14 protein-coding genes are annotated in these 13,313 nt (G+C 66.6%); all 14 read right to left on the bottom strand.

All coding sequences use genetic code 11. From position 1 onward, the window contains the following. Nucleotides 1-221: 221 nt before the first annotated feature. Nucleotides 222-617, bottom strand: a complete 396-nt coding sequence (locus AUL30_RS05860) for an AGROH133_08824 family phage infection protein (protein ID WP_062226935.1) — start codon at nt 615-617, stop codon at nt 222-224. A 111-nt stretch (nt 618-728) separates the two neighbouring features. Further along, the gene (locus tag AUL30_RS05855) at nt 729-2,966 is read right to left on the bottom strand and encodes a primosomal protein N' (protein WP_083507700.1); all 2,238 of its coding nucleotides are present in this window, start codon (nt 2,964-2,966) and stop codon (nt 729-731) included. Nucleotides 2,967-3,031: 65 nt separating this feature from the next. After that, nucleotides 3,032-3,535 carry a DNA starvation/stationary phase protection protein Dps gene (dps, locus tag AUL30_RS05850; RefSeq protein WP_062226934.1) on the bottom strand — a complete coding sequence of 168 codons (504 nt, stop codon included), beginning with the start codon at nt 3,533-3,535 and terminating at the stop codon, nt 3,032-3,034. Between the two features lie 80 nt (nt 3,536-3,615). Beyond that, nucleotides 3,616-4,131 carry a DUF302 domain-containing protein gene (locus AUL30_RS05845; protein ID WP_157069946.1) on the bottom strand — a complete coding sequence of 172 codons (516 nt, stop codon included), beginning with the start codon at nt 4,129-4,131 and terminating at the stop codon, nt 3,616-3,618. A gap of 29 nt (nt 4,132-4,160) precedes the next feature. Further along, on the bottom strand, nt 4,161-4,769 hold the full coding sequence (gene msrA / locus AUL30_RS05840; RefSeq protein ID WP_062226932.1) for a peptide-methionine (S)-S-oxide reductase MsrA: 609 nt from the start codon (nt 4,767-4,769) through the stop codon (nt 4,161-4,163). An 85-nt stretch (nt 4,770-4,854) separates the two neighbouring features. Then, nucleotides 4,855-5,634: a succinate dehydrogenase iron-sulfur subunit gene (locus tag AUL30_RS05835; protein WP_062226931.1), complete on the bottom strand. Its 780-nt coding sequence runs from the start codon at nt 5,632-5,634 to the stop codon at nt 4,855-4,857. Nucleotides 5,635-5,733: 99 nt separating this feature from the next. Further along, complete coding sequence (locus tag AUL30_RS05830) at nt 5,734-6,783, bottom strand: App1 family protein (protein ID WP_062226930.1); 1,050 nt, start codon at nt 6,781-6,783, stop codon at nt 5,734-5,736. 192 nt (nt 6,784-6,975) lie between these two features. Next, nucleotides 6,976-7,380, bottom strand: coding sequence for a hypothetical protein (locus AUL30_RS05825; RefSeq protein ID WP_157069944.1), 405 nt, complete (start codon nt 7,378-7,380; stop codon nt 6,976-6,978). Nucleotides 7,381-7,455: 75 nt separating this feature from the next. After that, nucleotides 7,456-8,274 (bottom strand): glycosyltransferase family 25 protein, encoded by an 819-nt coding sequence (locus tag AUL30_RS05820; protein WP_062226928.1) that lies wholly within the window; start codon nt 8,272-8,274, stop codon nt 7,456-7,458. A 107-nt stretch (nt 8,275-8,381) separates the two neighbouring features. Then, a complete protein-coding gene (gene sdhA / locus AUL30_RS05815) occupies nt 8,382-10,232 on the bottom strand; it encodes a succinate dehydrogenase flavoprotein subunit (RefSeq protein WP_062226927.1) in 1,851 nt (616 codons plus the stop codon). 5 nt (nt 10,233-10,237) lie between these two features. Next, nucleotides 10,238-10,615: a succinate dehydrogenase, hydrophobic membrane anchor protein gene (gene sdhD, locus AUL30_RS05810; protein WP_157069942.1), complete on the bottom strand. Its 378-nt coding sequence runs from the start codon at nt 10,613-10,615 to the stop codon at nt 10,238-10,240. 11 nt (nt 10,616-10,626) lie between these two features. After that, the gene (gene sdhC, locus AUL30_RS05805) at nt 10,627-11,019 is read right to left on the bottom strand and encodes a succinate dehydrogenase, cytochrome b556 subunit (RefSeq protein WP_062226926.1); all 393 of its coding nucleotides are present in this window, start codon (nt 11,017-11,019) and stop codon (nt 10,627-10,629) included. A gap of 223 nt (nt 11,020-11,242) precedes the next feature. Next, on the bottom strand, nt 11,243-11,710 hold the full coding sequence (locus AUL30_RS05800) for a GNAT family N-acetyltransferase (RefSeq protein WP_062226925.1): 468 nt from the start codon (nt 11,708-11,710) through the stop codon (nt 11,243-11,245). Nucleotides 11,711-11,819: 109 nt separating this feature from the next. Further along, the gene (gene leuC / locus AUL30_RS05795; protein WP_062226924.1) at nt 11,820-13,229 is read right to left on the bottom strand and encodes a 3-isopropylmalate dehydratase large subunit; all 1,410 of its coding nucleotides are present in this window, start codon (nt 13,227-13,229) and stop codon (nt 11,820-11,822) included. Between the last annotated feature and the right edge of the window lie 84 nt (nt 13,230-13,313).

Raw genomic sequence — 13,313 nt, 5'->3', positions numbered from 1 at the left:
CTTCTCTTTATTGGAGTTCGGCCCCGCCGCTCCCCTGTTGCACAGGAGGGTGAAAGTGCCCGAACCGAACCTTGAAATCCGAGCGAAACCGCGACGCGCCGTTCCGCCATGCCGATCGGGGGTTCGTCTAGCATAGCGTTCCACCGCCGACAACATGGCAACATGCAGTCTTGTGCGCGGATCGGCGTGGTTTTCGACGCGTCTGCGGTCTTTCGCGGCGCTCAGGCCGGGACGAGGCCGAAGACCGGGCCGAGGAACAGAAACGCAAGAATCAGTTGTGCGATCAGCGCGACCCAGTTGAACGCGTTGAGGCCGGAATCCGATAGCATGGAAACGAAACGGCCGAAGGCCGCGAAAGCCCAGGCAAGCCCCAGCACCAGCTGGGCGATGGGCTGGTCGTAAAAGAGGATCCCGGCAAAGCCCGCGCCCAGCCAGAAACCGCCGATGGAGCTGCGTATCTGCGCCAATGCGGCCGGCCGCGCCTGCCCGGGGGCGATCCCGGCCCGGCGCAGGGAAAGGCCAGGGGCGAAGAGGCAGGTGAGGCCGCCGAGGATGGTCACGCAGGCGGCGATGAAGGGCAGCCAGTCGGCATTGGTGATCGGCAGGGAGAATTCCATCGCGCCGCGTGTCCTTTCCTTGGCATTCGCGGCCGCGCCGCCGAATCGTCTCCCGCCCGTCTAAGCATGCCGGGCTTGCCTCAACTTGGGCTCACCAAGACGTGACGACGGCTACAGGAAGCTTTGCGGATCGATGTCGAGCTGGATCTGCACCGAACCGCGCGGCCGGGGCGCCGCGGCCAGGAGCCGCCGCAGATAGGACTGCATCGAGGATTGGCGTGGCCCATGGCACAGGAGCCGGAAGCGATGGCGCCCGCGCAGGAGAGCGAGCGGCGCCTCCGCCGGCCCCAGGACGTCGATCCCGGCATCGTCCGGCGCGGCGGCCCGCAGCTGCCGCCCGTATTCCTCCGCCTCCTTGCGCGTCGCGGCCGAGACGATGATGGCGGCGAGCCTGCCGAAGGGCGGCATGCCCGCGCGCTCGCGCTCGCCAACCTCCCGCTCGTAGAAGCGCTCGGCATCGCCGCTGGCGATGGCCTGCATGACCGGATGGTCGGGCTGCCAGGTCTGGATCAGGCCACGGCTGGCGCGTCCGGTGCGGCCCGCCCGCCCCGTCACTTGGTGCAGGAGCTGGAAGGTGCGCTCGGCGGCGCGTGGATCCCCGTTGGAAAGGCCGAGATCGGCATCGACGGCGCCGACCAGCGTCATGAGGGGGAAGTGGTGGCCCTTGGCCACGAGCTGCGTGCCGATGACGATGTCTGCCTCGCCCTCGGCGATCGCCTCCAGTTCCCGGCGCAGGCGCCGGGCGCCGCCCGGCAGGTCCGATGACAGGAGCACGGTGCGCGCTTGCGGAAAGCGCTGCAGCATCTCCTCGGCGATCCGTTCGACGCCCGGCCCGCAGGGCACGAGATGGTCGAGCGTGCCACATTCGGGGCAGGCCTCGGGCCGCTTTTCACTATGGCCGCAATGATGACAGATCAACTGGCCGCGCAGCCGGTGATCGACGAGCCAGCTCGAACATTGCGTGCACTGGAACCGATGGCCGCAGGCCCGGCACAGGGTCAGCGGCGCGTAGCCGCGCCGGTTCAGGAACAGGAGGGCCTGCTCCCCCCGGGCCACCGTTTCTTCGATGGCGGTGGCGAGGACGGGTGAGATGAAGCGGCCGCGCTCCGGCGGATGGCGTTTCATATCTACCAGGGTCAGGCTCGGCATGGCGGCGGATTCGAAGCGCGACTCCAGCCTTTCGTAGCGATAGCGCCCCTGCCGGGCATTGACCCGGCTTTCGACGGACGGCGTGGCCGAGGCCAGGATGACGGGAGCCCCCTCGAGCGAGGCCCGCACGACGGCCATGTCCCGCGCGTGGTAGAAGGTGCGGTCCTCCTGCTTGTAGGCAGGATCGTGCTCCTCGTCGACGATGACGAGGCCCAGATTCTTGAAGGGCAGGAAAAGCGCCGAACGCGCACCGGCGACGACACGTACCCGCCCTTCGCGCACCTGCCGCCAGACCTTTTCGCGCATGCGGGGCGGCGCATCGGAGTGCCATTCTGCCGGCGGCGCGCCGAAGCGCGCATGGAACCGGTCCAGGAAGGCCTGCGTCAGGGCGATTTCCGGCAGCAGGATAAGGACCTGCCGGCCCGCATCCAGGGCCGCGGCCACGGCCTCGAAATAGACCTCCGTCTTGCCCGATCCCGTCACCCCTTCCAGAAGGGTCACGCCGAAGCCTTCGCCCACCACCGATGCCAGCCGCGCGGCGACAGCGGCCTGCTCGTCGTTGAGCGCCGCCCGCCCGAAGGCGGTATCGGGCGCCGCCACGGCGGGCGGCGGCGGCAGGCGGATGGCTTCGAAGACCCCGCTGCGCAGAAGCCCATCAATGACCGAGGTCGAGACCCCTGCCGCATGGGCAAGGCCCGAGCGCGTCCAGACGGGGTGTTCGCCGGCCGTGTCGACGGCGCGGCGGCGCGCCGGCGTCATGCGCTCGGCGGCCATCCCTGTCGGGCGCAACCCGTCGATCATGGGTTCGGGATCGAAGGCGGTGGGGGAGCGCAACGCCATCCGGGCGACGAGGCCGGGCGGCGACAAAGTATAGTTGGCGACCCATTCGACAAAACGTCGCATGGCCGGTGGCAGCGGCGGACAGTCGAAGACCTGAGCAATGGCGCGCAGGCGCCGCGCATCGATGATGTCGGCGGCGCCGTCCCAGACGATGCCGGCCACCAGGCGCGGCCCGAGCGGAACCGCAACAATCGAGCCCGGCTCGACCTCCATTCCATCCGGCACCGCGTAGGAATAGGCACGGTCTGTCGGCACGGGCACAAGGACAGGCACGGCACGCGGACCCGCCTGCGGCTCCGGTGAGCCGAAGAGCGAGTCCGTGGGATGTGTATCCGTGTTGCTAGCGCGGCGATCGGCCATTCCTGCCTTCCGGTGTCGATCCGACACCGCTCAGGTAACGATCCGCACCGCCGCTGAAAAGGGCGCTATTCCGTCTGGAAATGGCTTTCCAGGAAATAGAGCGACTTGTCGACGCCGCGTCCGACGCCGGTCAGAAGGTCTGCCGTCAGGTCGTCGCCGGCCTCGTCCGATTCCGAAATTCCCTCACGCAGGGCGCTGCCCCAGCGCGCGTAATTGTCGGCCAGGCGCTTCAGGTGGCCCATCGAATCCACCAGATCGGTCGGATAGGGATCGAGCACCGTGTTCTGCGATGCGGCCTGCACCGTCCCCTGCGCCTGGCCGCCCAGGGCCGTCAGCCGCTCGGCAATGCTGTCGACATAGCCTTCCGCTTCCTCGTGCAGGCTGTCGAAGAGAAGGTGGACCGACATGAAGTTCGGCCCCTTCACGTTCCAATGCGCCTGCTTGGCCGAGTAGGAAAGGTCGATCGCGGTGGCGAGGTGGGTTTGCAAAAGGGCGATCATGGACGCCCTGACATTCTCGTTTTCGGTGTTCTTGGTCGGATGAAGCGTGACCTGCGGCTTCTTGGCCATGTCGAAATTTCCTCTGCCTGATCGGGCTGCGTCACTCGCACGCAGCCATAACAGCGCAGATGGGGAACGGTTCCGGTGGCCTATCGCGCGCGGCTGGAAGCAGCCTGCGCCAACGCCTCGAGAGAGGAGCGCATATCCTCCCATTCGGGGCGGTCGCCGGTCATGCCGTAACGCTGCGCCAGCGAGAAGGGCGCGACATAGCCGATCCGTGTTTCACCGCCCTCCTCCCAGACCAGGAAGCGCTGTGGCAGATCGATGGCGATACGGCGATTGTCGGCCATCAGCGGCGTGCTGCTCTTGGGCCGGGCAAACAGGACGACCTTGGTCGGCGGCAGCTCCTGCCCGACCGCGCGCGCCGCGGCCTGGTGATCGATCACCGCGACCACCACCGAACCCGACCGGACAATGGCATCTTCCAGCCGTTGCGCCGTTTCATCGACATTGTACCGGCTCTGGCGCACCACCCACTCTTCAGAAGCGGTTTCCGTCTGCGCATAGGCCGGCTCGGGTGCCAGCACGGGCGCCAAGATAGGCACCAGCATCAGGAACAGGCCCAGGACAGCGGGTCGGGCCGTATGGCGCAGCCAGGTCAACACGCGTTCCAAAGCCTCCTCATGCCATTCGTCTAGTGACCGGGCAGGCCGGCAAAGGCCTGATCGCCCCAGACAGCCCGCAGCGCATCATCGCGGCCACAGCCAATGCTGTAGGCGCGGTAGCGCTGCGGATTGGTGCGGGCGAAATCCTGGTGATAATCCTCTGCGGGATAGAAGGTCGCCGCCGGGCGGATCTGCGTGGCGACATCGGCCTTCAGCGCGCGGGCGACCGCATCGCGGCTCGATTGCGCCAGCGCCCGTTCCTCATCCGTCTGGTAGAAGATCGCCGTGTGGTATTGTGGGCCCTTGTCGCAGAACTGGCCGGAGGGGTCGGTCGGGTCGATCGAATGCCAATAGGCGTTGAGGAGCTGTTCATAGGAGAGTTTGGACGGATCGTAGCGCACCTCGACCGCCTCCAGATGGCCGGTGCCCCCGGCGATCACCTGCGGATAGGTCGGGTCGGCGACGGTGCCGCCGGCAAAGCCGGACACCGCCGAGACGACGCCCGGAATCGATTCGAGATGCGCTTCGACCGACCAGAAACAGCCGCCGGCAAAGACCGCCACCGCATCCTGCGCCTGTGCGGACGGCGCCGCCAGAGCGCCCATCATCGTCAGGACTACCGCCGCACGCTTGCGCATCCGCGCTCTCCTCAAGCAAAGCCAGGCTTGAGAGTGCCGGGCGATTGTGCCCGCGGCAAGGCGTGGCGGCGCGAAAAGGAAGCGATCAGACCCGGCGCTCGACCATCATCTTCTTGATTTCAGCAATGGCCTTGGCAGGGTTCAGGCCCTTTGGGCAGGTCTGCGTGCAGTTCATGATCGTGTGGCAGCGATAGAGCCGGAACGGATCCTCCAGGTGGTCCAACCGCTCGCCCGTCGCTTCGTCACGCGAGTCGATGAGCCAGCGATAAGCCTGGAGCAGGACCGCGGGTCCGAGATAGCGATCGCCGTTCCACCAGTAGGACGGGCACGAGGTCTGGCAGCAGAAGCACAGGATGCACTCATAGAGCCCGTCCAGCTTCTCGCGGTCCTCGTGGCTCTGCCGCCACTCCTTCTCGGGCGCCGGCGTCTGCGTCTTCAGCCAGGGCTCGATGGAGCGGAGCTGCGCATAGGGGACCGTCAGGTCCGGGACCAGATCCTTGACCACCGGCATGTGCGGCAGCGGGTACACCTTCACGGCGCCGTCCACCTCGTCCATGCCCTTGGTGCAGGCCAGCGTGTTGGTGCCGTCGATGTTCATGGCGCAGGAGCCGCAGATGCCCTCGCGGCAGGAGCGGCGCAGCGTCAGCGTCGAATCGACGTTGTTCTTGATCCACAGGAGGGCGTCCAGCACCATCGGGCCACAATCGTCGAGATCGACGTAGTAGGTGTCGATGCGGGGATTTTCAGCATCGTCCGGCGACCAGCGATAGACCGCGAATTCGCGCACGCTCGCCGCGTTTTGCGGCTTGGGCCACACTTTGCCCTTGGCAGGTCGGGAGTTCCGGGGAAGGCTGAGTTCGACCATGACATGTCCTGACAGCAATCGGTAAGCCCGCGAGGGCTTTTAGAACCGGCCTAAACTTAAAAATTTCGCGGCGCAACAGGCGCGTTTATTTCAATCGGTTCAGCCTGTCCCGACCTCGTGTCCGGCCTGGCCTGCCCCGGTGTCCAGCCCACCGACAGCCTCGCGCACCGTGGCCTCCGTGCCCGGCTCCACGATACCGAGTCGCTCGCCGAGAATGGCCGCCTCGATCAAGGTGCCGCTGAGGGTGGCGGGAATCCCGAGGGCGCGTATGGCATCGAAGTCGGCGCCGATCCGCGTGTGCCCCTCTGCCTTGCGCAGATCGTGAATGTGGACCGACAGGATGCGCCCCGGGAAACGCTTCGCCACATCCAGATAGATGGCCGTATCGTCCTGCCCCGAATCGCCGATCAGGATGAAGGGCAGATCCGGATAGGCATTGAGCAGCTTTTCGATCATACGCATCTTGTGCCCATTGTGCCGCCGCAGCACCCAGTCCAGCCCGTCGCCCGACAGGTTGCGCAGAAGCATCGGTCCGCGCGGGATGCCGCGGAGCGTCATGAAGCGGTCGTACAGATCGAACAGGTTCCACGGGCTGGACGAGACGTAGAAGATGGGGTTCGTCTCCGGCCCCGCGCTGCCGCGCGCCAGCGCCCGGTAGAACTCCGCGACGCCGGGAAAGGCCACGCGGCTTTCGGGCGAGTTCGCCGTCACGATGCGCCAGTGCTTGATGATCTCGCTCGCGCCCGTATGCACGATCGTATCGTCGATATCGGAGACGACCACGAAACGGGCGCTGGGCGATACGACACGCACCAGCCCCTCCCCCGCAAGACCGACCGGCGGATACCCCGGCGCATGGACGAGGTTCAGGTGCAGCGGCACCCAGGGCGTTTCACCGGCAACCTGTTCCGGGTGGCGCACCTCGAAATAGCCGCCATCGTCGCAGACGAGGTGGCCCGAGCCGCCAAGGCCTGCCCACTCCACCTTCGCACCCGGGATTTCGTCCGTTTCGTAGCGTTTGAACGTCAACCACAGATTGTGGACGGCCGAGGTCGTATGCGGCGCGCTGACGACGCCTTCATCCTCCAGGACGCGGCCGCGCAACCACACGCCGTCACGACCCGCATAGCCCAGATAGGGCATCAGCATCGGCGGATCGATGAATCCAAGCCCCCGCTTGAACGCAAAACGCCCCGCACGCCAGTATCGAGCAACCGGGCCGGCAAGCCGACGCAACATCCCCTTCGCCATCTGGTTGGCTTAGAGCATCGACAGCGAAACTGTAAACGGCATTCGCACGATAATGCAGCGCCGCGCACAAATGTCCGCCCTCATCCGGCGTCACTGTGGCAGGGGCGGCGCATTCTCCTGGAAGGTCCCGCCATGGCATTGGCGCATGGCCTCGTTCAGGAAGGTGAAGATCAACTGCTGATCCATCTGGCCCACCGTTCCGTCCTCTACCATCCGGTCGGCCACCGGGGGCGAAACGGCGGTGGCGATGAGGTAATCCCTCTGGACGTCCGAAAGCCGCGTCATGGACTGGTCCGCCAGGCAGCGGCAGGCGTCCGACGACATATCCTTCATCTGCACGCCGCACAGGCCGGTGACCAGGCCGACCTGATCGGCCGCCCCCGGCGTGGCGAACATGGGCGGCGGGCCGCCATCGCCCGCAGCCAGGGCCGGCGGGCAGAAAGCCATCATCAGCGTGCAGGCCACGCCGATTCGATACATGCGATGCAATGCCATGCCTCCCGCGGATCGGGGCCCACCCATCCGTCCACCAGCAATGCTAGCGCGGCCGGACCCTTCGGGAAAGGCTTTCTACCAGCGATGGAGCCCCGGAATGCCGCCTTCGGCCAAAGCCCGCGCCCACAGGACCGCGCGCAACCATGCCCGCACCCATGCCTGCCGCAGGTAGGCGCCGGGCCCACGCTGCTTGCGCAGCGCCGCGCGCCGGTAGGACTGGCCGATGATGCTGTCACCCTCCGCCTGCCGCACCGGAAAGGGCGCAGCGTAGACGATGTCGCACCCCGTCAATGCGGGGTTGGCGAAATACTCGTCAAAGGGCACGAGGCGGTGGCCGGCATTCTCCCGCAGCAACCGCGCGCCGGCGCGGTCCACGACATAGGCCGCCGAGCCGGCCGTGGGCCGCAGCGAGCGCACCAGGGCGACCGGCCCCGCATGGCCGGCAAGGGTCGCAAGCCGGCGTCCGTGGTTGCGCAGGCCTTCCAGCCGAACGAGGGGGAATGGATGGTCCATCCGGCACATGGCAGCGAGCACCTGCGCCAGCGGGCCGCAGGGTTCGGCGTCGTCTTCCAGGATCAAGGCGAGGTCGAGATCGGATGCCAGGAAGGCTTCGAGCGCCATCATGTGCCCTGCAAAGCAGGCTTCCTGCACCAGAAGGTACTCGCGCCCGCGCGTGTGGGTATAGCCGATGCCGGCCGGCGGCAGGGTGATGGACAAGCCGCGCACGGCCAGCACCTGTTCCGGCGCGTTTCGCGCATCCAGGGCAGCGATGCGCTGCAGCCGATAGGGCAGCGGGCCGAAAGCCTGCTGCAACGCCTGCCAGCGCTCGGGCGAGCGATCGAGATTGATGGCGAAGACGCCGAGGCGTCGCTCCGCCGGGACTGAGGGCCGCATGCTGCACTGCTCCGGAACGGTCCGGTCGGATTTGGCACGGCCAGCCCCAAATGAAAATGGCCCGCCTTGCGGCGAGCCATCCTTTTGCGGGGCGCTTGGTCGTTCCGTCAGTACACCCGCTTCTTCGGCTTGATGTACTCGATCTCGTTGGAAAGCGTGTAGGTGTGGACCGGCCGATCGGCCAGGGACACGGTCCGCTTCTGCGTATCGGCGAAGGACAGTGTGTGCTTCATCCAGTTCTGATCGTCGCGGTCGGGGAAGTCCTCGCGCGCATGGGCACCCCGCGATTCCTGGCGCGCCAGCGCCGAGTCCATCGTCACGACAGCCTGCGAGATAAGGTTGTCGTATTCCAGCGTCTCGATCAGATCCGTGTTCCAGATCAAGGAACGGTCGGCCACGCGCACATCCTCGGAGGCCGCCCAGACCTGATGGATCTTGTGGTGACCTTCCTCCAGAATCTCGCCCGTGCGGAACACCGCGCAATTGTCCTGCATGGTCTTCTGCATGGACAGGCGCAGCGCCGCCGTTGGCGTGCTGCCATTGGCATTGCGGAACCGGTCCAACCGCGAAATGGCCAGCTCGCCGGCATTTTCCGGCAGCGGCGCCTGTGAGTCGTTGGCCTCGATCGTCTCGGCGCAGCGCAGGGCGGCCGCGCGGCCGAAGACCACGAGGTCGATGAGCGAGTTGGAGCCGAGGCGATTGGCCCCATGCACCGAAACGCAGGCCGCCTCGCCCACCGCCATCAGCCCGGGCACCACCGTATCCGGGTTCCCGTTGCGCAGGGTCAGCACCTCGCCATGATAGTTGGTGGGAATGCCGCCCATATTGTAATGGACCGTCGGCAGCACCGGGATCGGCTCCTTCGTCACGTCCACACCGGCAAAGATGCGCGCGCTTTCGGAAATGCCGGGCAGCCGCTCATGCAGGATCTTCGGATCCAGATGGTCGAGGTGCAGGAAGATGTGGTCCTTGCCCTTGCCGACGCCGCGGCCTTCGCGGATTTCCATCGTCATGGAACGCGACACCACATCGCGCGAGGCGAGATCCTTGGCCGAGGGGGCATAGCGCTCCATGAAGCGCTCGCCTTCCGAATTGGTCAGGTAGCCGCCTTCGCCGCGTGCGCCTTCGGTGATCAGGCAGCCCGCTCCGTAAATGCCCGTCGGGTGGAACTGGACGAACTCCATGTCCTGCAGCGGCAGGCCGGCCCGCAGCACCATGGCGTTGCCGTCGCCCGTGCAGGTATGAGCTGAGGTGGCCGAGAAGTAGGCCCGGCCGTAGCCGCCCGTCGCCAGGATGGTCTTCTGCGCCCGGAAGCGATGCAGCGTGCCATCATCCATGTTCAAGGCCACGACGCCCACGCAGGCGCCTTCCTGATCCATGATCAGGTCGATGGCGAAATACTCGATAAAGAACTCGGACGCGTAGCGCAGCGACTGCCCATAGAGCGTGTGCAGGATGGCGTGGCCGGTCCGGTCGGCGGCCGCGCAGGTGCGCTGGGCGGGCGGGCCCTCGCCGAATTCGGTGGTCATGCCGCCGAAGGGCCGCTGGTAGATGCGGCCATCCTGCGTGCGGGAGAAGGGCACGCCGAAATGTTCGAGCTCGTAGACGGCGGCCGGCGCGTTGCGGACGAGATACTCGATGGCATCCTGGTCGCCCAGCCAGTCCGAACCCTTGACGGTATCGAACATGTGCCAGCGCCAGTTGTCCGGCCCCATATTGCCGAGCGAGGCGGCGACGCCGCCCTGCGCGGCCACGGTGTGCGAGCGTGTGGGGAAGACCTTGGTGATGCAAGCCGTCCGCAGCCCGGCCTGCGCCGCGCCCAGCGTGGCGCGCAGCCCGGCGCCACCGGCGCCGACCACGACGACGTCGAACGTATGATCGACGAACTGGTAGGCGCGGCCGTTCACGCCCGGTGCAGTGCGATGGGGCTGTCCGGTGCCCGTTGCGGTATCAGCCATGGGAATCAAGCTCCGAAGCTCAGGCGCACGATCGCGATCAGACTGGCGAGCGCGACGGCGACCGAGAAGAATGTGCTGGCCAGGACGGCCACGATACGCATGCCGCCATGCACGTAATCCTCGATGACGGTCTGCATGCCGAGGCGCATGTGCACCGTGGCCGACAGGATCACCGCGGCCATGGCAAGGCCCACCAGAGGATTTGTGAAGGCGGCGCGCAGGTCGGCATAGGTGCCGGACGACAGGCGCAGAACCAGAATGACGAAGAAGGTGATCAGGAACAGGTTCGCGACGGCCGTAAGGCGCTGCGTCCAGAAATGGCCGGTGCCTTCCCGGGCCGAACCGAGACCCTCGACGCGCTTGAAGGGCGTTTTCATGCTCATGTCGGTTCCCCTCAGCCGAATATCAGGACGCCGAGCCACAGGAGCACGGTCAGGATGAGCGAGCCGGCCAGCGTGGCGACGGCAAGCTTGGTGGAGGTTTCCTTGCCGAGCCCGTTCCCAGTGTCCCAGTAAAGGTGGCGCAGGCCGCCGAGCATATGATGCAGGAGCGCCCAGCTGTAGCCGAACAGGATGAAGCGGCCGATGAAGCTGTTGAAGAACCAGGATGCCGTTTCGAAGGCCTGCGGCCCGGTCGCGGCGGCGACCAGCCACCACGCGACGAGGAGCGTGCCGAAATAGAGCGCGCAGCCCGTGATTCGGTGCATGATCGACATCGCCATGGTCGGACGGAATCGATAGATCGTCAGATGCGGTGAAATGGGCCGCGCGGATTTGATCTCCGACAAAGGCAATCTCCTGTCTGGGCGCAGGCGCCGGGCCATCGGGCACGGCGCGGCTCCTTCCGGTACGGTGCCACCGGCTGGAGCGCTTCTAAAACACCTTTTGCACCCGCGAAATCAAGCAGAGATGCGCAGCTTCCTGTGACATAGCGGCCCTAATCGATTAAGCCGGACACCGCGCGCCTCGAGGGTCTGCCACTCCTGCCCGTTCGCACGCATGCGCGGCGAATCAGCGTTCCACGAAGCGGATGATGTAGCTCGTCCAGTCGGCCGGCTCGGCGATCCGGGCATAGAGGTTGCGGCCCGTATCGGCGTTGCGGGGCGCCTGAAGGACCAGCCGCGACCAGCCGCGCCCCTCGCCCTCGTCGGCCAGAAGGTCGACCATGGCCTTGGCAATGCCTTTGCGGCGGTGCCGGATGTCCACATAGATATGGTCGGCCAGGCCCGAGCGCATGCCCGTCCAGGGATCGGGCAGATCGTAGAAGACCAGGAAGCCCACCAGCTCGCCGTCGATGCGCGCGCCGAGGATCTCCCCCGTGCGGTCCTGCAGCAACTGCTCGGCATAATAGGTGTCCGGCGCGCTGGGCGCGCCGCGGAACATGGCCTGGTTATAGGCCGCAAGCAGCGGCGCAAGATCCCGCGCATCCTTGAGGCGCAGGAGCGAGATATCGATATCGGGGGCCACGACCGGTTCCATGGCTGTTCAATGCCCAATTCCGCCGGCCCTGACAAGCGGGGGGTGCCGGCGGAGGGCCAAAGGGAGCCGGCGCGCTGCGCCCGCCCCCTTTGCCCACTCTGCCTGACCGTCAGACGAACTGGCGGATATCGACGAAGTGACCGGCGATCGCCGCCGCCGCCGCCATGGCGGGCGAGACGAGATGAGTCCGGCCCTTGAAGCCCTGACGCCCCTCGAAATTGCGATTCGAGGTGGAGGCGCAGCGCTCGTTCGGCTTCAGCCGGTCGGCATTCATGCCGAGGCACATGGAGCATCCAGGCTCGCGCCAGTCGAAACCGGCCTCGATGAAGATCCGGTCGAGGCCTTCGGCTTCGGCCTGCGCCTTCACCAGGCCGGAGCCGGGCACGATCATGCCGGACACGCGCGCATTGATCCGGCGCCCCTCGACCACCTTGGCCACCTCGCGCAGATCCTCGATCCGGCCATTGGTGCAGGAGCCGATGAAGACCCGGTCGATGGCGATGTCGGTCATCGGGGTTCCGGGCGTCAGCCCCATATAGTCCAGAGCGCGGCGCTTGGTGGCGCGCTTGGCCTCGTCGGCGATGTCGTCCGGATCGGGGACGACGCCCGTGACCGCGACGACATCCTCCGGGCTGGACCCCCAGGTGACGATGGGCGGGAGCGATGCGGCATCCAGGCGCACGATCTTGTCGAAATGGGCGCCCTCGTCCGAATGGAGCGTGCGCCAGTAGTCCACCGCCTTGTCGAAGGCGGCGCCCTGCGGCGCGCGGGGACGGCCTTCAATGTAGCGGAAAGTCGTGTCGTCCGGGGCGATCAGTCCGGCGCGGGCGCCGCCCTCGATCGACATGTTGCAGACCGTCATGCGGCCTTCCATCGACAGCGCGCGGATCGCCTCGCCGGCATATTCGATCACGTAGCCGGTGCCGCCGGCGGTCCCGATCTCTCCGATGATGGCGAGGATGATGTCCTTGGCTGTCACGCCGGCCGGCGCCGTGCCGCTCACCTCGACCAGCATGTTGCGGGCCTTGTTCTGGATCAGCGTCTGCGTGGCCAGGACATGCTCGACCTCGGACGTGCCGATGCCATGCGCCAGCGCGCCGAAGGCCCCGTGGGTCGAGGTGTGGCTGTCGCCGCAGACGATCGTCATGCCCGGCAGGGTGAAGCCCTGTTCCGGGCCGATAATGTGCACGATGCCCTGGCGACGATCGACCTCGTTGAAATATTCGACGCCGAATTCGGCGGCGTTGCGGGCCAGCGCCTCCACCTGGATGCGGCTTTCCGCATCGGCGATGCCGAGGCTCCGGTCACTGGTGGGGACATTGTGATCGACGACCGCGAGCGTGCGCTCGGGCTGGCGCACCTTGCGCCCGGCCATGCGCAGACCCTCGAAGGCCTGCGGGCTCGTCACCTCATGGACGAGGTGACGGTCGATATAGAGGAGGCCGGCTCCGCCGGGCAGGGTCTCGATCAGGTGATCGTCCCAGATCTTGTCATAGAGTGTACGCGGCTTGGCGTTCATGATCGTATTGTCCGAAGCTGTCGCCCACAGGTCACGGCCTGGCGGGGCATGGGATCGTATCGCGGCACGCGGGCCTGGCCGGCC

Source organism: Aureimonas frigidaquae, from assembly GCF_001463905.1.
In the GTDB taxonomy this organism is placed as follows: domain Bacteria; phylum Pseudomonadota; class Alphaproteobacteria; order Rhizobiales; family Rhizobiaceae; genus Aureimonas; species Aureimonas frigidaquae.
The sequence above is the reverse complement of the archived record's forward strand: the minus strand, read 5'-3'. Positions and strand labels throughout refer to the sequence as shown.

Bases quoted from the DNA above. Each gene is read 5' to 3' on its own strand.
- AUL30_RS05860 (WP_062226935.1), bottom strand. From the start codon at position 617: ATGGAATTCTCCCTGCCGATCACCAATGCCGACTGGCTGCCCTTCATC.
- AUL30_RS05855 (WP_083507700.1), bottom strand. From the start codon at position 2,966: ATGGCCGATCGCCGCGCTAGCAACACGGATACACATCCCACGGACTCG.
- dps (WP_062226934.1), bottom strand. From the start codon at position 3,535: ATGGCCAAGAAGCCGCAGGTCACGCTTCATCCGACCAAGAACACCGAA.
- msrA (WP_062226932.1), bottom strand. From the start codon at position 4,769: ATGCGCAAGCGTGCGGCGGTAGTCCTGACGATGATGGGCGCTCTGGCG.
- AUL30_RS05835 (WP_062226931.1), bottom strand. From the start codon at position 5,634: ATGGTCGAACTCAGCCTTCCCCGGAACTCCCGACCTGCCAAGGGCAAA.
- AUL30_RS05830 (WP_062226930.1), bottom strand. From the start codon at position 6,783: ATGCTGATGCCCTATCTGGGCTATGCGGGTCGTGACGGCGTGTGGTTG.
- AUL30_RS05825 (WP_157069944.1), bottom strand. From the start codon at position 7,380: ATGGCATTGCATCGCATGTATCGAATCGGCGTGGCCTGCACGCTGATG.
- AUL30_RS05820 (WP_062226928.1), bottom strand. From the start codon at position 8,274: ATGCGGCCCTCAGTCCCGGCGGAGCGACGCCTCGGCGTCTTCGCCATC.
- sdhA (WP_062226927.1), bottom strand. From the start codon at position 10,232: ATGGCTGATACCGCAACGGGCACCGGACAGCCCCATCGCACTGCACCG.
- sdhD (WP_157069942.1), bottom strand. From the start codon at position 10,615: ATGAGCATGAAAACGCCCTTCAAGCGCGTCGAGGGTCTCGGTTCGGCC.
- AUL30_RS05800 (WP_062226925.1), bottom strand. From the start codon at position 11,710: ATGGAACCGGTCGTGGCCCCCGATATCGATATCTCGCTCCTGCGCCTC.
- leuC (WP_062226924.1), bottom strand. From the start codon at position 13,229: ATGAACGCCAAGCCGCGTACACTCTATGACAAGATCTGGGACGATCAC.